Source organism: Aeromonas genomosp. paramedia, assembly GCF_023093515.1.
Lineage (GTDB): Bacteria > Pseudomonadota > Gammaproteobacteria > Enterobacterales > Aeromonadaceae > Aeromonas.
Window position 1 is genome coordinate 307,819 of sequence record NZ_JAAROG010000003.1, and the last position, 17,035, is coordinate 324,853.

Below are 17,035 nucleotides of genomic sequence, written 5' to 3' on the forward strand. Positions count from 1 at the left end.
CGGCAAAGCCCCGCCATGACGCGCCACCCCGCGCCGGCCGTGGGTGAGAGTTACCTCATGTTGGATATTCACTGGTTAAATACCTTCGTCACCCTGGCTCGCCTGCAGCACTTCGGCCAGACCGCCACCGAATTGCACATGACCCAGCCCAACGTCAGCCTGCACCTCAAGAACCTGGAGCAGGCCACCCGGGTCAAGCTGATTGAACGCAGCCCGTTTCGACTGACCCAGGCGGGGGAGCGATTGCTGCAAAGCGCCGAGCGCGCCATCAACGAGTTGCAGCTCTGCCAGTCCGATCTCAACGCCCTCAGCCAGCTGAGCCAGGGGACGCTCGCCATCGCCGCCAGCGACATCATCTCGCGCCTGCTGCTGATCCAGCCGTTCCAGCGCTTCAAGCAGGCCTTTCCCGGCATCGATCTCACCCTGTTCAACACCACCTCGGATCAGGCGGCGGATCTGGTCAGGGCGGGCAAGGCGGATCTCGGCTTCGTGATGGCGCAAAAGCGCAGCGAGCCGCTCTTCTACACCGAATTGCAGCAGGTGACCTGGTGCGCGCTGGGGCAGGGGCTCACCCGCTGGCAGGCCCGTGCCAAGGCCGGGGAGAGCGATCCCCTCGACGAGCCCACCCTCATCCTGCTGGGGCACGACACCCGCACCCGGGCACTGATCGACCCTTCCTTGCCCCTGCTCGGGCTGCCGAGCTGCCGCATCATGGAGGTGGGCAGCGTGGATGCCCAGCTCGACTGGGCGGAGGCGGGCTTTGGCGTCGCCATAGTGCCGGATTTCTCCCTCCATCCGCGGCTCAAGCTCACCGCCCCGGTGACCCGGCTCACCGACTTCCCCGGCACCAGCCTGGGGTATGTGGTGCGTCAGAACCAGGTGCTGTCGCGGGCCATCAAGCAGTTGCTGCACTGGGTGGAGGAGGAGATCCAGCGCCCGGACTCGCTGCCGCTTCCCAAGGGATAGGCCCGGCGCCGCTCGTCGGCGCACATCCGGATGACAAGAGGCCACCCTTGGGTGGCCTCTTGCATTGTGCTCTCCCCGTCATTGGGCGGAGGCAGGCGTCTCGCCGGTGAGCGGCGAGGCACCGCTTGGGCTGCCCGGTGCGGGCGCCTCGGTCGGTGCTTGCGCTGTGCCCTTTGCCGCCGAGGGGGTGGTGATCCCGGCCGCGTCCGGCTCGCTGCCCTGCGCCGACCTTGCCTCTGCCGGCGTAGGTTGCGTGGTCAGTGCCGGGGCTTGTTCGGTCGTCACCGCATCCGAACTGGCCGGCAGGGTGGCGCCGGCGGGTTGCTCCGGCAGCACCTCAGCTCCTTCCAGCGGGGTGGCCGCACTGGTGGGGGCGGACGGCGCCGTGGGGAGCGCCCCCGAGGTGGCCTCGGCCCCGGAGGGAGCGTCGGGCAACAGGGTCGGCGTGGCATCCAGCATGCCGGGGTGGAGCGGGAGTATGTCTCCCGCCTGCATGGATTCGGGGGTGAGCGTGGTGAGCGCCGGGTGCAGGCGAGTGAACTGCTTGAGATTGCGGCTCAGCACGTCGCGCAGGGTGCGCACCTGATCTTCAGGCAGGCTGGCCTCGGCCACCAGCTCGGCGGTCACCGCAAAGGTGGCGACGGAGCTGGTCTGCCCCGGGTAGAGGTTGGCGCCGATGCGGCTGCGCTCATAGTAGGGATACTGCTTGAGCAGCTTGTCGACCTGCTCCCCCTCGATGGGAATGAGGCGGGCCTGGCAGCGACCGGTCAGATCGCCTATTGCCTGGTTGGGGTGGCCGGCGACCAGGAAGGCGGCATCCAGGGTGCCGTTGCAGAGCCCCTCCAGCCGGTTGCCTGCAGAGGCGACGGGGGGCACGGCGAACTGGCTCTCCTGCCAGCCCATGGCGTCGAGCAGTGCCCGGCTGGTGACCCTGTCCCCGGAGTTGGGGGCGCCGAGATCGACCCGCTTGCCTTCGATGTCCGCCAGGGTGGTGATGTTGCTGGTGGCGCTGGCGAGCAGGGTCAGGGACTCCTTGTGGAGCCGCAGCAGGCTGCGCAGCTGCGCGTTCGGGCTCTGGCCCGCGAAGGGGCCGCTGCCGTGGGCCGCATGGTACAGGACATCCGACTGCACCAGCGCCAGCTGGATGTCGCCCTTGGCCAGCGCGGCCAGGTTGGCGATGGAGCCCGAGGTGCTCTGCACGGTGCAGTGCAGCCCGTGGTTGCTGCTGTCGTCGTTGAGCAGACGGCAGATGGCGCCCCCCGTGGGGTAGTAGACGCCGTTGAGCGCCCCCGTGCCTATGGTGACATAGGCGGGGGTGGCCGAGAGGGGCTGTGCCAGCATGGCCGCCAGCCAGGGCAGGGCGGCAAGTGACAGGCGCGACAGGTGACGCAGGGCTCGTGGGTGCATAGTGAACCGGAACAATGGCTGAAAAAAGGATGAGCCAGGCTCATCCCGTCATGTGTCACATCTTATCTATATCAGATGTGAACCTGAATGGCTTTCACCATTCCCGTCAAGGGGACTCCTTGTCAGATCGTGCGCTGGAGAATGGCCTTCTCCATGCGCGCCAAGGCTTGGATGAGGCGAGCCCGGGTGCAGCCAAAGTTGAGGCGCACGAACTGGCCGTCGCCAAACTGGGCGCCCGGGGAGAGACCGACCCCCGCCTGCTCGAAGAAGGCGACGGGATCATCCAGCCCGAGGGCGCTCACATCGATCCAGGCGAGATAGGTCGCCTGATTCTTTGCCAGCTTGACGCCAGGCCAGCGGGCCACCGCCTGCTCGATCAGCGCCAGGTTGGCCCTCAGATAGTCGAGCTGTTCGCTGAGCCACTGCTCGCCACCCTCGTAGGCCGCCTCGGCGGCGACAAAGCCCAGCAGGTTGACGTCGGCGCTGATGCCGCGCATCGCCTGTTGCAGCTTGAGCCGCAGGCGGGGGTTGGGGATCACGGCGAAGGAGCAGCACAGGCCGGCGATGTTGAAGGTCTTGCTCGGCGCCATCATGACCGCAGAGCGCTCGGCGGCCGACGGGTTCAGGGCACCGTAGGGAATGTGGCGGGCATCCTTGTCCAGCAGCAGATCGCAGTGGATCTCATCCGAGCAGACCACCAGATTGTGGCGCTCGGCGATGGCGTCGATGGCGAGCAGCTCCTCGCGGGTGAAGACGGTGCCCCCCGGATTCTGCGGGTTGCACAGCAGCAGCAGGTCGGCGGAGGGAGCCTGGCGCTCCAGCTCTTCCAGATCCAGCACCCAGCGTCCGGCCTCCTCCATCATGGGGACGGTCAGCAGGGGGCGATCGTTGAAGCCCGGTGCCTGCAGGAAGGGGTAATAGACCGGCTTGGGGGTGATGATGCCACGGCCGTGCTGGCTCCAGGCCTTGCAGGCGAGGTTCAGACCGGGCACCACCCCCGGCAGGAAGACCAGCCACTCCGGGGATATGGTCCAGCCATAGCGCTGCTGCAGACGGGTGATGATGAGTTCGATCAGCGGGGGGGAGGGGCGGGAATAGCCGAAGACGCCGTGGGCCACCCGCGCGGTGAGGGCCTCGATGACGGCGGGGGGCGAGGCGAAATCGGTGTCGGCCACCCACATGGGCATGACATCCTGACCCTTGTACTTGTCCCACTTCAGGCTCATGGTGCCGCTGCGATCTATCTCCCGATCAAAATCAAACATGTGAAATCCTTGTACTGGCCAGAGGGTTTACCAATGTACGGACTTGGACGTGGCCTCGCAAGCCTTGAGGTGGCTGTTGATAATCGCATAAAATAATCGCCGTCATGCTGTACATCCGCCGGCTTCTGGCTTCCTTTTCTCTTCCATATCAATGGTATCTCTATGAGTTTGCTGAGTGCTGCCCGCAAGAGGCCGGATCCCGTCTCTCTCTCTTTCCTCGCCGTGACCTTCATGACCGGGGTGGCGGTGGCACTCCAGGTGCCCACCTTGAGCCTGTTTCTGGCCGAAGAGGTACAGGTGCGCCCCTTCCTGGTGGGGCTCTTCTATACCGTCAACGCGGTGATCGGCATCCTCATCAGCCAGTGGCTCGGCCATCGCTCCGACAACGGGGGGGATCGCAAGCAGCTGATCCTGCGCTGCTGCCTTGCTGGCATAGTGCTCTCCCTGCTGTTTGCCTGGAACCGGCAATACTGGCTGCTGGTGAGCCTGGGGGTGGTGCTGGCGAGCCTGACCGCCACCGCCAGCCCCCAGCTGTTTGCCCTGGCGCGGGAATACGCCGACAGCCGCAACAAGCGGGCGGACATGTTCAGCTCTGTGCTGCGGGCCCAGTTCTCCCTGGCCTGGGTGATAGGGCCGCCGGCCGCCTTCGCGCTCGCCATCGGCTACGGCTTCGAGGTGATGTATCTGGCTTCCGCCCTGGCCTATCTGATCTGCGCCCTGGTGGTCTGGCGCTGGCTGCCCTCCCTGCCGCTGCCGAGCAGCCAGGGCGGGGGGGAGCGGGTCAGCAGCTGGCGAGATCCTTCGGTGCGGGCGCTCTTCATCGCTTCCACCCTGATGTGGACCTGCAACAGCATGTACCTCATCAACATGCCGCTCTACATCACCCGCGAGCTGGGGCTGGAGGAGAAGCTGGCCGGCATCCTGATGGGCACGGCGGCGGCCCTGGAGATCCCCTTCATGCTGCTGGCGGGTTACTACACCCGGCGCTTTGGCAAGCGGCCCATGATGCTGCTGGCGGTGCTGGCCGGGGTCGGTTTCTACGCCGGCCTGGTGACGCTGTCGAGCCAGGGGGCCCTCATCGCGCTGCAGCTGCTCAACGCCATCTTCATCGGCATAGTCGCCGGCATCGGCATGTCCTATTTCCAGGATCTGATGCCGGGTCGGGCCGGGGTGGCGACCACGTTGTTTGCCAACAGCATCCGCACCGGCTCCATCATGGCGGGTGCCATCGCGGGGACCGTGGCGGAGATCTGGAGTTTTCACGGGGTCTTCATGGTGGCCACCGCATTGGCGCTGGCTGCGCTGGCCGCCTGCTGGCGGGTGCCCAATGTGTGAGGCGCCCCTGGCGGGCACTGCGGCATTGACGCCGGCGGCATAAGAAGAGGCCGGCCGTGGTGGCCGGCGGAGCATTACTTGCCGTTGTCGGCCTGGTATTCGTTGCGCAGGCAGCGCAGCAGCAGCTCGGCCGCCGGGCCCAGGGCATCGGTGGAGGGGGTGAGCAGGTAGGTGTAGAGGTAGCGCTCGCTGCCGCCGGCCAGATCGAGCTGCACCAGGGCGCCGCTGGCGAGCTCCTCCCGCACCAGGTGGCCAGGTACCCAGGCGTAGCCAAGGCCGAGGCGCACCATGCTGAGCACCTCGTGATAGTGGGTCGCCTTCCAGCCGGTGTCGTCCGCATCGTTCCAGTCCACCGAGCGGTGGATGGGCGGGTGCAGGCTTATCTGGTTATGGCTGGCGAGCAGCTCCGCCGTGATGGGCTCCTCCTGCCCGGCGAGGGGATGCCCGGCCGCGCACAGCGGCAGCAGGCAGACCTCGTCCAGCGGCAGGCCGGTGCGATCGTGGGGCAGGTGCTCGGAGAGCATCAGATCCCCCACCTGGAGCGCATTGAAGTGGCAATGGATCCGCTCGTGCAGATTGATGCGGCAACCCCGGCTGCGGGGGTGGAAGTGCGCCAGCGCCCGGTAGAGCCGGTCTCTGGGCTGCAGCGCGGAGACATAGAGGTTGATCTGCGGCTCCCACTGGCGCTCCAGGTTGTTGGCCAGGTTCTCCAGCTCTTCCACCTGCTGGCTGAGCTGACGGGCCCGTTTGAGGAAGATCTCCCCCGCCGGTGTCAGCACCGCCTTGCGCCCCCTCACCTCCAGCAGGGCCAGCCCCAGGCTCTGTTGCAGCTTGGCGACCGCATGATTGAGGGAGGATTGGCTCTTGTTCAGCGCCTCTGCGGCCTGGGCGTAACCGCCACAGTCCACCACGGCCTGGAAGATCCGCCATTGCTCAAACGTGCTCTTGGGACGAAACATAGTGCAACCTGTCAGGGGCCGATGGGATTCAACAGGGCGCGACTGGCACCCCTCTTCACTTTAACCCTATCTGGTTAGTTTGTTGATTTATTTGGGCTGGGCCACGAAGGTCTGGCCTGTCTTGCCACGGCTGTCCGGCCCCATCAGATAGAGATAGAGCGGCATCAGGTCGGCCGGGGTCTTCAGCAACTGGGGATCTTCCGCCGGGAAGGCGCTGGCCCGCATCCTGGTGCGGGTGCCGCCCGGGTTCAGGGTGTTGACCCGCACCCCGGTATTCTCCAGCTCGTCCGCCAGCACTTCCATCATGCCCTCTACGGCGAACTTGGAGATGGCATAGGTGCCCCAGTAGGCGCGCCCTTTTCGTCCCACGCTGGAGGAGGTGTAGACGATGGAGGCCTCGCCGTGCTCCTTGGCGGTCTGGCGAATGAGGGGCAGCAGGGCCTGGGTCAGCAGGAATTCGGATTTGACGTTGACCTGCATCACCTCGTCCCACTCCTTCTCCTGGATGTGCTCGAAGGGGGAGAGGGTGCCGAGCAGGCCGGCATTGAACAGCACGCCGTCGAGGCGGCCGAACTGCTGGGCGAAGGTCTCGGCCATGCCCCGGTAGTGAGCGGCGGTGGCCCCTTTCAGGTCCACAGGGACTATGGCGGGCAGGGGGTGACCGGCCGCCTCTATCTGGTCGTAGACCGCCTCGAGCTTGGCGCTGGTGCGCCCGAGCAGCACCACGGTAGCGCCGTGGGCGGCATAGGTGAGCGCCGCTTCGCGGCCGATGCCGTCACCGGCACCCGTTACCAGAATGACCTTGTCCTTGAGCAGATCCCGGGGGGCCTGATAATCGAGCATGTGCACTCCTGTTAACAAATCCGTGACGGATGGGCGCGACAATAGAGGAGGCAAGTGTACTGATCCGGCCCTGCCGTTGACCAGTATGAGACGGCAAAAATGTGAAGAAAACAGGGCGCTAGCCTGAATTGGCGCTGCCTGCCCCTGGCCCATGGCAGAGTTTTTGCACCATGCAGCCAAACTCCTTACTATGTGAAAAAACCGAACATAGCGCGGAGCATCAAGTGGCATTTCTGACCGAATACGGCCTGTTTCTGGCCAAGACCCTCACCTTACTGCTGGCCATAGGCGCCGTCGTCCTGATGGTGGTGAGCAGCCGTCAGCCCAGGGCCCGCAAGGGGGAGCTGGTGGTGACCGATCTCTCCCGGGAGCTGGAGCAGGGGCGTCATCAGCTGCAATCGGCCCTGGCAGGCAAGGCCGAGCGCAAGCAGATGGACAAGGCGCGCAAGGCCGAGGAGAAGGCGCGCGCCAAGACAGAGGACGAGCGCAGCCGGCTCTTTGTGCTCGATTTTCACGGCAGCATGGACGCCAGGGAGGTGGCCTCCCTGCGGGAAGAGGTGAGCGCCGTGATTGGGGTCGCCCGGCCCGGTGACGAGGTGCTGCTGCGCCTCGAGTCCGGCGGCGGCGTGGTGCACGGCTATGGCCTGGCGGCCTCCCAGCTGCAGCGCCTGCGGGACAAGGACATCACGCTGACGGTGGCCATCGACAAGGTGGCGGCGAGCGGCGGCTACATGATGGCCTGCGTGGCGGACAAGATACTGGCGGCGCCCTTCGCCATCGTCGGCTCCATCGGGGTGATAGCCCAGTTGCCGAACTTCAACAAACTCCTGAAAAAGCATGACATCGAGTTCGAGATGCACACCGCCGGCCAGTACAAGCGCACCATCACCATGTTCGGCGAGAACGACGATCTGGGGCGGGAGAAGTTTCGCGAGGAGCTGGGAGCCATCCACGAGCGCTTCAAGGGGTTCGTGGCCGAGCACAGACCCGGCCTCGACATCGACAAGGTCACCACGGGGGAGCACTGGCTGGCGAGTCAGGCCAAGCAGCTCGGTCTGGTGGATGCACTCTGCACCAGCGATGACTACCTGCTGGCCCAGGCCAGCCACCACAAGGTGGTCGGCATCAGCTACCGCAAGCCCAAGAGCCTGACCCAGCGGCTGGGTCAGCAGGGGGCCCAGGCGCTGGAAGGCGCCCTTGGTCGCCTGTGGCAGCAGAGCCCCTGGCGCTGAGAACCTGTTTCGAGCTTACTGCGAGGTCGTGATCAAGGCTCATGTGCTGCTCGCTTGTTTGTAACCAAGAGTTCTCATGTGTATCTACACACTCCGGTTCCTGTGCTGCTCTTCACCTTGCTGACGATCTCTCGCTACAGCTCGTGAACAGGTTTTATAGCTCAGTGCAAAGGACTAACAAGAGAGCCGGGCATTGCCCGGCTCTCTGTTTATGCTGATGTCGCGGCTTCGCTGCGAGCCTGTGCTCAGCGCTGGAAGGGGTAGACGGATCCGAGTTTGAGGATCTGGGTCAGCTCGTCCAGGGCGGTGCGGGTTTCCAGCACCAGGGCAGGATCGCGCAGATCGTCCAGCGACAGGCTGTCGCGGTAGTGACGCTCGACCCAGTTGTCCAGACGGGCAAACTGGCTGTCGTTGATGAGGCAGGCCGGGTTGACCGCCGCGAGCTCGGCGTCGTTCATGGCGACCCGCAGGCGCAGGCAGGCGGGGCCGCCGCCGTTGCGCATGCTCTGCTTCACGTCCATGAAATGTACCCCCTTGATGGGGGTGCCCAGGGTCACCAGCCTGGCCAGATAAGCGGATACCGCCGGGTTGTCACGGCACTCGGTGGGGGCGATGATCGCCATCTCGCCGGAGGGCAGGGTCAGGATCTGGGTGTTGAACAGATAGGATTTCACCGCATCCTGCACCGACACCTCGGCAGTCGGCACCTCGATGAAGTGCAGCTCCCCCTCGCCGAACTTGGTGCGCACCTCGGCCAGGGCCGAGGCGGTGTTGAGGAACGCCTGCTGGTGGAAGAAGAGCACGTTCTGGTTGCCCACCGCGATCACGTCGTTGTGGAACACCCCCTGATCGATCACGTCCGGGTTCTGCTGGATAAAGACGGCGCTCTCTTCCCCCAGGCCGTGCAGGCGGGCGATGGCCTGGCTCGCCTCCAGGGTCTGGCGGGCCGGGTAGCGCTTGGGAGCCGGCTGGGAGACGTCGAAGGCGCTGCGGCCATAGACGAACAGCTCGACCCCGGCCTCGCCATAGGCGCGGCACAGCCGGGTGTGGTTGGCTGCCCCCTCGTCACCGAAGTGGTCGTTCTCCGGCAGGTGCTGGTGGTGGCTGAAGTGACGGTCGTTGTTGAACACGGCGCGCAGGATGCGACCGGTCACTTCGGGCTCCAGGGAGCGGTGGAACTTGTTGGTCAGGTTGGCGGGGGTGAAATGGATGCGGCCATCCTGGGTGTCGGCGCTCGGCGAGACGGTGGCGGCGTTGGCGGTCCACATGCTGGAGGCGGAGTAACAGGCGGCCAGCACGGCGGGGGCCTGTTTCGCGGCCTGGGCCAGCACGCTGGCATCGTTGCCGGTGAAGCCGAGGCGGCGCAGGGTGGCGAGATCCGGCCGCTCCTGCGGCGCCAGCACCCCTTGCGTCATGCCGAGCTCGGTCAGCGCCTTCATTTTGCGCAGCCCCTGCTTGGCGGCCTCCTTCGGATTGGACGCCTCCTTGGCGTTGCTCTGGGACGCCACGTTGCCATAGGAGAGACCGGCATAGTTGTGGGTGGGGCCGACCAGGCCGTCGAAGTTGACCTCGAAGTGCTTCATGACTACATCCTTTCGATTTTTATATGGGGAGCGGTTCCTTCCGCGCACAAAGCTGCGGCGTGCGGCCATTATAAAGAGATTTCATCCTTTGTAACAAGCTGATAACCAAGATGGTTTTTTATGTGACGGGGGTGGCTGGATATGTCATTTCCAATCTAAAAAAGGGGGGGATATAGCATAAAAACAAAAAAGCGGTTGCTTCCCGCGCGTCCCCTTCGCATTAATAAATAAAGAAGCAAGGCGGTTCGGGCTGCATGGCAAATTTGTTCACAAGATTGCTTTTTCCCGTCAAATCTCTTATACAGCCCCACAAAACCGCACGCCAACCCCGTCGGGTGCAATGAGGATAATAGTTACAGCATGGGCAAATCACTGGTCATAGTGGAGTCTCCGGCCAAGGCCAAGACCATCAACAAATATTTGGGCAAGGACTACGTGGTGAAATCCAGCGTCGGTCACGTGCGCGATCTGCCGACCAGCGGCAGCGCCAGCACAGAGCCCAAAAAACCTGTCATTCGCGGCATCAAGCTCAGCGAATCCGAGAAGGCGGCCAAGGATCGCAACGCCCTGTTCTCCAGGATGGGGATCAACCCGACCGCCGGCTGGCAGGCCAACTACCAGATTTTGCCCGGCAAGGAAAAAGTGGTCAGCGAGTTGCAAAGTCTGGCCGCCAAGGCCGACACCATCTATCTCGCAACCGACTTGGATAGAGAAGGGGAAGCGATCGCCTGGCACCTGCGGGAGATCATCGGCGGCGACGACAGCCGCTACAAGCGGGTGGTGTTCAACGAGATCACCAAGACCGCGATCCAGGAAGCGTTCGCCCAGCCGTCCGAGCTGAACATCCACCGCGTCAACGCCCAGCAGGCCCGTCGTTTCCTCGACCGGGTGGTGGGCTACATGGTCTCCCCGCTCTTGTGGAAGAAGCTGGCCCGCGGTCTCTCCGCCGGCCGGGTGCAATCTGTCGCGGTGCGCCTCATCGTCGACAAAGAGCGCGAGATCAAGGCCTTCGTGCCGGTGGAGTTCTGGGATCTCAACGCCGACCTGCTCACCGCCGAGAAGAGCGAGCTGCGGATGGAAGTGGTCAGCCGCAACGGCGTCGACTTCAAGCCGGTGACCCAGGCCGAGACCTTCGCCGCCGTGGCCGCCCTCGAAGGGGTCGACTACAAGGTGGTGAACCGGGAAGACAAGCCGACCGGCTCCAAGCCGTCCGCTCCCTTCATCACCTCCACCCTGCAGCAGGCGGCCTCCACCCGGCTGAGCTTCGGGGTCAAGAAGACCATGATGATGGCCCAGCGTCTCTACGAAGCGGGTTACATCACCTATATGCGTACCGACTCCACCAACCTCAGCAAAGAGGCGGTCGAGGCGGTGCGCGAATATATCGGCGAGCAGTATGGCGCCGCCTATCTGCCGAGCGAGCCGAACCTCTATGGTGCCAAGGCCAATGCCCAGGAGGCCCACGAGGCGATCCGTCCCTCCAGCGTGCAGGTGACTGCCGAGATGCTGGAAGGGATGGAGCCGGACGCCATGCGGCTCTATGACCTCATCTGGCGCCAGTTTGTGGCGTGCCAGATGACCCCGGCCCAGTACGACTCCTCCACCCTGACCGTCAAGGCGGGCGAGTTCGAGCTCAAGGCCCGTGGCCGCACCCTGCGCTTCGCCGGTTGGACCAAGGCCCTGCCGCCCATGGGCCGCAAGGGGGAAGACAGCCAGCTGCCGGCGGTGACCGTCGGCGAGATCCTCAAACTGGTCAAGCTGGATCCCCGTCAGCACTTCACCAAGCCGCCCGCCCGCTTCACCGAGGCGGCCCTGGTGCGCGAGCTGGAAAAACGCGGCATCGGCCGTCCGTCCACCTACGCCTCCATCATCTCCACCATCGTCGATCGCGGCTATGTGCGGGTCGAGAGCCGCCGCTTCTTCGCCGAGAAGATGGGTGAGATCGTCACCGACCGCCTGGTGGAGAACTTCGTCGAGCTGATGAACTACGAGTTCACCGCCAAGATGGAAGACAAGCTCGATGGCATCGCCGAAGGCAGCCTGGAGTGGAAGAAGGTGCTGGACGCCTTCTACGCCGAGTTTACCCAGGAGCTGGAGCAGGCCGACAAGCCGGCGGAAGAGGGGGGCATGCGCGCCAACCAGATGGTGCTGACCGACATCGACTGCCCGGATTGCGGCCGCAAGATGGGGATCCGTACCGCCACCACAGGGGTCTTCCTCGGCTGTTCCGGCTATGCCCTGCCGCCCAAAGAGCGCTGCAAGAAAACCATCAACCTGGTCAGCGCCGACGAGTTCGTCTCCGCCACCGACGGGGATGAGGCCGAAACCGAGGCGCTGCGTGCCAAGCACCGCTGCGGCGTCTGCGGCACCGCCATGGATGCCTACATCATCGATGACAGCCGCAAGCTGCACGTCTGTGGCCGCAACCCGGACTGCGACGGTTACGAAATCGAGCAGGGCCAGTTCAAGCTCAAGGGATATGAAGGGCCGAGCATCGAGTGCGATCGCTGCGGCTCCGAGATGCAGCTCAAGAACGGCCGCTTCGGCAAGTACATGGGTTGCACCAACGAGACCTGCAAGAACACCCGCAAGATCCTGAAAAACGGTGACATAGCGCCGCCGAAGGAAGATCCGGTGCCGCTGCCCGAGCTCAAGTGCACCCAGTCCGACGCCCACTTCGTGCTCCGTGATGGCGCCGCCGGCCTGTTCCTGGCCGCCAGCAACTTCCCGAAATCCCGTGAGACTCGCGCGCCTCTGGTGGAGGAGCTCAAGCGCTTCCGCGATCGGTTGTCGCCCAAGCATCAGTACCTGGCCGACGCCCCGGCGTCAGATCCTGACGGTAACGCATCCGTGGTGCGCTTCAGCCGCAAGAGCAAGGAGCAGTACGTGATGACGGAGGTGAACGGCAAGGCGACGGGCTGGACCGCCCATTACGACAACGGGAAGTGGCAGGAAAGTCTGGCCAAGGCGAAGAAGTCCTGATCGCGCCATTGCTCACATCATGATGAAAGAGGCCCCGTACAGGGGCCTTTTTATTGGGAGATGGCGGTATACTGAGAGGGCTGCATGGATGGCAGCACAAGACAGGGAGGTTGTCATGGAGATACATGAAATCCGGCCAGGCATGACCTGCCTGACGCGGGAAGGAACGGCCTATGTGCTGGAAGTGGACAGGCAGAGTCTGCTGGTATTGCTGCAGCGGGAAGACGAGACCATACCGGTGCAGGTACGTTGCGACGACATCCTGGGCCCCCTTGCCAGCGACTAGCGAAATCGCCCAGAAAGGGACTAGAACGGGATCAGAAAGAGCAGCTCGGCGAGGTCGGGCTGCCACTGCCACTCCCGCATCCTGACCCGCCCCTTGATCACCGGCACCCCCTCTTCCTGCAATCTTCCTACCTGTTCAGCAAAACCCGCCGAGCCCTTGGGCAAGGAGATGGCACCGCCTGCGCCCAGCACGCGATGCCAGGGCAGCGTCTTGTCCGTCTCCCGCAACACTTTTCCCACCAGCCGCGCCCGCCCGGGCAGGCCCGCGAGATCGGCGACCTGGCCGTAGCTCACCACCCGGCCGACCGGGATCAGGGCCAGGATAGCCTCGATGCGCGCCACCTTGTTCAAGGGGGAAGGGGGAGGGGTCATCATCATGGTGCGTTACTCGGCGTGAGACAAAAGCGCCATCATTGTGGCGCTTCCGTGGTCTGGGGGGCAACAGGGGAGCCGGCTCAGCCGAAGGTCTGGCTCAGCCCCCTGAGCTCGCTGGCGCGCTTGAGCAGCTCCTGGCTGGAGTTGTCCACCGCCTGGATCTTCTGGCTGTTGGCGCGGGAGTACTGGGAGATCTGGTGGATGTTGCGGCTGATCTCCTCCACCACCGCCTGTTGCTGTTCGGCCGCGGCGGCTATCTGGGTGGAGAACTCGGTCACCTGATCTATCTCCCCCAGCACCAGATGCAGGTTGCCGGAGCCCTGGCGCGTCATCAGGGCGCACTCACGGGTCTGGGCCAGGTTGTCCTGCATCATCCCCTGCCAGCGACCCAGGGTCTGCTGGATCTGGCGGATACTGCCCTGGATCTGCTCGGTCGCCTTGTGGGTGCGGGTGGAGAGGGTGCGCACCTCGTCCGCCACCACCGCAAAGCCGCGTCCCTGCTCACCGGCCCGGGCCGCCTCGATGGCGGCGTTGAGCGCCAGCAGGTTGGTCTGCTCGGCGATGCCCTGGATCTCGCCCATGACGCTGCCGATCCGCTCGGATTCGTTCGCCAGCTCGACGGCGGAGTGGAAGGCATGCTCCGCCTGCCTGGCCAGCAGCTCCATCTGCTGCTCGGTCTGATCCAGCTGCTGCACAGTGTGCTGGCAACTGCTGCGTGCCTCTGTCACCTGGCTGTTGGTGTCCTGGATGTTGCGCGCTATCTCGTGGGCCGTGCTGGCCATCTGGGTCATGGCGGCGGCCATCTGCTGGGTCTGGGCATCCTGCTCGTTGATGTCGAGGAAGGCTTGATGGGAAGAGTCCTGCAGGTCGGTCGCCAGGGTCTGCAGGGGATGGGTGGCGTCGTTGACCCGACCCAGCACGGTACGAATGCGGGCCTGCAGCATCTTGAGATGGAAATCGGCGATGGCGCCGGGGGCGTCCCCCGAGTAGACCAGCCGGGTCAGACTGTCATATTGCTGGCCGAGCCGCTTGAGGTAGCGTGGCAGCGAGATGAGTTCGCGCCAGTAAGTGCCGGCGACGGCCAGCAGGGGCAGCAGCATCAGCAGCACCGTCAGGGCCCCCTGGGAGAAGGCCGCCCAGCCAAAGAGCACCAGCATCAGCAGGCCAAGCAGCAGGGGTCTGGCACTGTGCAGGGAGGGCAGCTTGCTGGCGCCGCCCTGTTCGGCCTTGAGCAGAGCCTGATAGGCCTGGGCGGCGACCCGCTTGAGTTGGGGCTCCGGCTTGCAGCGCACCGACTGGTAGCCGCTTATCTTGCCGTTCTCGTAGATGGGGGTCACATAGGCGTCGACCCAGTAATAGCGGCCATCCTTGCAGCGGTTCTTGACCATGCCGCGCCAGGGGTTGCCCTCCTTGAGGCGATCCCAGAGGTCGGCGAAGGCGGCCTTGGGCATGTCGGGGTGACGCACCAGGTTGTGGTTGTGTCCGACCAGTTCATCGACATGGTAGCCAGCGATGCGGCAGAAGGCGGGGTTGGCGTAGGTGATGACGCCGCGCAGATCCGTGGTGGAGACGAGTTGCACGTCGGCGGGGAACTCAACTTCACTGTCCTGGATCTGGACGTGTTTGCGGGCCATAGGGATAAGCTCCGATGCGTTGCTGGTTGTTATTGTGGTTGAGCCGGATGCTGGCCCGGGCGCAGTGCGTCTTGCCCGGCCTCATCGGGGGCCTTATTTTGCCAACAAAGGCGGAGTAAAAGTAGGGGCCAGGTTGGATTTCTGTTGTTTGGTGGTAAAAAAATGGCGACCAAAAGGTCGCCAAAAAGAGAAAGACAACACTACCTCTGTGGCACCCGGTAACGCACCTGTAACTGATCGAGGATCTGCAGCTGGCCGGGCAGACGGGCGGCGAAGTGATCCCAGGCCTTGCGGGCGGGGTCGCTCCAGGCCACCTCGGCCGTGGCGAGCATGCGCGGGAACAACATGTAGTCGAGACGATCGCGAGAGGTGATCAGTTCCGACCACAAGGGGCTCAGCACCCCCAGGATGTTATCGTTGGCATGGAAATCGGCTGGCGCAGGATCACATCGGTAGACCTGCTCCAGATTGAGGGTTCCCGCCCAGTAGAGCCCGGGTTCATGGATGTCCGGGCTCCAGGCGAGATCCAGATAGAGAGACTGGGCCGGGGCCATCACCACGGGGTAGCCCGCGGAGGCGGCATCCAGCCCTGCCTGGAAGCTGGTCCAGGCGAAGATGGTGGCGTCCCGGCTCACCTTGTCCCCGTGCAGTATCTCCTCCCACCCCAGCATCTGCTTGCCCCTGGCCGCCAGGTATTGCTGGCAGTGGCGCAGCAGGTGGCCCTGCAGCTCCCGGCAATCGGAGTAGCCCTGCTCAGCCATCAACTGCTGACAGGCGGGACTGTCGGTCCAGACCCCGGTCGGTACCTCGTCCCCCCCCATGTGCACCTGAGTGCCGGGGAAGAGCGCACACACCTCGTCGATCACCGCCTCCAGGAAGCGATAGGTGCCGGGCAGGGCAGGGTTGAGCACGTTGTCGTCAAAATATTGCACCGAGAGGTAGCGGGAGTGGTCCGCCTCTTCCCGCAGCAGCTCGGGCAGCGCCTTGATGGCCGCGTGGCAGTGACCCGGGATGTCTATCTCCGGGATGATGGTGATGCCGAGCCCGGTGGCATAGGCCACCAGTTCGCGCACCTCGCTCTGGGTGTAGTAGCCGCCATAGGGCTCGGGGCCGCCGCTGAGCTGGGGACCGACCGCCAGGCCATGTCCCCGCCAGGCCGCCACCTCGGTCAGCTGGGGGAAGGCCTTGATCTCGAGGCGCCACCCCTCGTCATCGGTCAGGTGCCAGTGGAAGCGGTTGAACTTGTAGAGGCTCATCTGCTTGAGCAGGCGCTTGAGGGTGGCGATGGAGTGGAAGTGGCGGGCGCAGTCGAGGAAGATGCCGCGAAAACCGAAGCGCGGCGCATCCTCCACCTCGAGGCAGGGCAGGCTCTCCCCGTGTTGCAGGGCCCACTGGGCCAGGGTCACCAGACCGTGGCGCCAGCCCGCCTCGCCGGCGGCCCGGATGCGGATCTCCTCGGGGGTGATGACGAGCTGGTATGCCTCTTGGGGGAGCTGGGCCTCGACCAGGTGGATCTCGGCGTCGTGATCCTGAGTCAGGGCAAGCCCCGTCAGCTCGTTGAAATGGGCCAGCAGGGGAGCGAGGGAGACAGGGCCGCTGACATGGGCCCGCTCGGCCAGGCGGAAGTTGCCCTCCGGCAGCCGCAGCTGAGCCGGCTGGGGCACTATGCCGTTGGCGGGCTCCACCTCGGGCAGATCGGGGGCCGCCGCCGGGCTCGGCGGCAGGCCGAGATCCTGGCCCGCCTGCACCACGGGTTGCAGCTGGGCCTGGGCGCCTTGGTCCGTCAGGCTGAGGAAGAAGCCCTGGGGCAGATCGGAGTAGCGTTTGATGGGGGTGTTGCGGCAGCAAAAACGCAGCTCGCTGACCCCCTCATGGGGCACCAGTACCTTGTAGCTGCCGCTCTGGCGCGCCAGGGAGCCCCCCTCCACCGACTGGGGATCTATGTGGCGGGTCAGGCAGAAGTGCAGCTTCCAGGGGCTGGCCGGGAGCTGGCTCAGGGTGAAGCGGAACCAGACGTCTTCACCGTCGCGACGGTCGATCTGGGTATGGATCAGGGGTGCAGACATGGGTATTCCTCTGATGGGGTGAACAAGATGGGAGCCTCTCCCGCAGGTGGCCCGGCGTGAACAGGGCTCAAGGATGCAGGCATGGGTAGGCCTCCGACTGGGC

General features: G+C 64.7%; 13 protein-coding genes. 5 read left to right on the forward strand and 8 right to left on the reverse strand.

What is annotated here, in order from left to right; all coding sequences use genetic code 11:
• Positions 1-57 precede the first annotated feature (57 nt).
• Entirely contained in the window at positions 58-966 is a 909-nt protein-coding gene (locus HB860_RS03955; protein WP_247625795.1) for a LysR family transcriptional regulator, read from the forward strand.
• Positions 967-1,044: 78 nt separating this feature from the next.
• On the opposite strand, the gene HB860_RS03960 is transcribed toward HB860_RS03955, so the two are convergent.
• Both HB860_RS03960 and HB860_RS03965 read right to left on the reverse strand, forming a co-directional pair.
• Entirely contained in the window at positions 1,045-2,373 is a 1,329-nt protein-coding gene (locus HB860_RS03960; protein WP_247625796.1) for a TAXI family TRAP transporter solute-binding subunit, read from the reverse strand.
• A 122-nt stretch (positions 2,374-2,495) separates the two neighbouring features.
• A complete protein-coding gene (locus tag HB860_RS03965) occupies positions 2,496-3,638 on the reverse strand; it encodes a MalY/PatB family protein (protein WP_247625797.1) in 1,143 nt (380 codons plus the stop codon).
• A gap of 162 nt (positions 3,639-3,800) precedes the next feature.
• On the opposite strand from HB860_RS03965, the gene HB860_RS03970 reads away from it, so the two are divergent.
• Complete coding sequence (locus tag HB860_RS03970; protein WP_043128994.1) at positions 3,801-4,973, forward strand: MFS transporter; 1,173 nt, start codon at positions 3,801-3,803, stop codon at positions 4,971-4,973.
• A 74-nt stretch (positions 4,974-5,047) separates the two neighbouring features.
• Here the strand turns inward: HB860_RS03970 and HB860_RS03975 are convergent, their stop codons facing one another.
• Both HB860_RS03975 and HB860_RS03980 read right to left on the reverse strand, forming a co-directional pair.
• Positions 5,048-5,932: a LysR family transcriptional regulator gene (locus HB860_RS03975; protein ID WP_139435575.1), complete on the reverse strand. Its 885-nt coding sequence runs from the start codon at positions 5,930-5,932 to the stop codon at positions 5,048-5,050.
• 87 nt (positions 5,933-6,019) lie between these two features.
• Positions 6,020-6,775: a YciK family oxidoreductase gene (locus tag HB860_RS03980; RefSeq protein WP_139435573.1), complete on the reverse strand. Its 756-nt coding sequence runs from the start codon at positions 6,773-6,775 to the stop codon at positions 6,020-6,022.
• A gap of 224 nt (positions 6,776-6,999) precedes the next feature.
• Here HB860_RS03980 and sohB point away from each other — a divergent pair, with 224 nt between their 5' ends.
• Entirely contained in the window at positions 7,000-8,007 is a 1,008-nt protein-coding gene (sohB, locus tag HB860_RS03985; protein WP_247625798.1) for a protease SohB, read from the forward strand.
• A gap of 245 nt (positions 8,008-8,252) precedes the next feature.
• Here the strand turns inward: sohB and astB are convergent, their stop codons facing one another.
• Complete coding sequence (gene astB / locus HB860_RS03990) at positions 8,253-9,590, reverse strand: N-succinylarginine dihydrolase (RefSeq protein ID WP_202046423.1); 1,338 nt, start codon at positions 9,588-9,590, stop codon at positions 8,253-8,255.
• 360 nt (positions 9,591-9,950) lie between these two features.
• Here astB and topA point away from each other — a divergent pair, with 360 nt between their 5' ends.
• Together topA and HB860_RS04000 are read left to right on the forward strand one after the other, a co-directional pair.
• Complete coding sequence (gene topA, locus HB860_RS03995) at positions 9,951-12,572, forward strand: type I DNA topoisomerase (RefSeq protein WP_247625799.1); 2,622 nt, start codon at positions 9,951-9,953, stop codon at positions 12,570-12,572.
• Positions 12,573-12,687: 115 nt separating this feature from the next.
• Positions 12,688-12,858 (forward strand): hypothetical protein, encoded by a 171-nt coding sequence (locus HB860_RS04000; protein WP_162852227.1) that lies wholly within the window; start codon positions 12,688-12,690, stop codon positions 12,856-12,858.
• Positions 12,859-12,878: 20 nt separating this feature from the next.
• On the opposite strand, the gene HB860_RS04005 is transcribed toward HB860_RS04000, so the two are convergent.
• The 3 genes from HB860_RS04005 to HB860_RS04015 form a co-directional block, all read right to left on the reverse strand.
• Complete coding sequence (locus HB860_RS04005; RefSeq protein WP_139435565.1) at positions 12,879-13,235, reverse strand: MGMT family protein; 357 nt, start codon at positions 13,233-13,235, stop codon at positions 12,879-12,881.
• 77 nt (positions 13,236-13,312) lie between these two features.
• Positions 13,313-14,866, reverse strand: coding sequence for a methyl-accepting chemotaxis protein (locus HB860_RS04010; protein WP_139435563.1), 1,554 nt, complete (start codon positions 14,864-14,866; stop codon positions 13,313-13,315).
• A 200-nt stretch (positions 14,867-15,066) separates the two neighbouring features.
• Positions 15,067-16,932: a beta-N-acetylhexosaminidase gene (locus HB860_RS04015; RefSeq protein ID WP_247625800.1), complete on the reverse strand. Its 1,866-nt coding sequence runs from the start codon at positions 16,930-16,932 to the stop codon at positions 15,067-15,069.
• Positions 16,933-17,035 lie beyond the last annotated feature (103 nt).

Coding starts and splice junctions, on each gene's coding strand:
- HB860_RS03955 (WP_247625795.1), top strand. CDS start 58: ATGTTGGATATTCACTGGTTAAATACCTTCGTCACCCTGGCTCGCCTG.
- HB860_RS04010 (WP_139435563.1), bottom strand. CDS start 14,866: ATGGCCCGCAAACACGTCCAGATCCAGGACAGTGAAGTTGAGTTCCCC.
- HB860_RS03980 (WP_139435573.1), bottom strand. CDS start 6,775: ATGCTCGATTATCAGGCCCCCCGGGATCTGCTCAAGGACAAGGTCATT.
- HB860_RS03965 (WP_247625797.1), bottom strand. CDS start 3,638: ATGTTTGATTTTGATCGGGAGATAGATCGCAGCGGCACCATGAGCCTG.
- HB860_RS04000 (WP_162852227.1), top strand. CDS start 12,688: ATGGAGATACATGAAATCCGGCCAGGCATGACCTGCCTGACGCGGGAA.
- HB860_RS04005 (WP_139435565.1), bottom strand. CDS start 13,235: ATGATGATGACCCCTCCCCCTTCCCCCTTGAACAAGGTGGCGCGCATC.
- astB (WP_202046423.1), bottom strand. CDS start 9,590: ATGAAGCACTTCGAGGTCAACTTCGACGGCCTGGTCGGCCCCACCCAC.
- topA (WP_247625799.1), top strand. CDS start 9,951: ATGGGCAAATCACTGGTCATAGTGGAGTCTCCGGCCAAGGCCAAGACC.
- HB860_RS04015 (WP_247625800.1), bottom strand. CDS start 16,932: ATGTCTGCACCCCTGATCCATACCCAGATCGACCGTCGCGACGGTGAA.
- HB860_RS03975 (WP_139435575.1), bottom strand. CDS start 5,932: ATGTTTCGTCCCAAGAGCACGTTTGAGCAATGGCGGATCTTCCAGGCC.
- HB860_RS03970 (WP_043128994.1), top strand. CDS start 3,801: ATGAGTTTGCTGAGTGCTGCCCGCAAGAGGCCGGATCCCGTCTCTCTC.
- HB860_RS03960 (WP_247625796.1), bottom strand. CDS start 2,373: ATGCACCCACGAGCCCTGCGTCACCTGTCGCGCCTGTCACTTGCCGCC.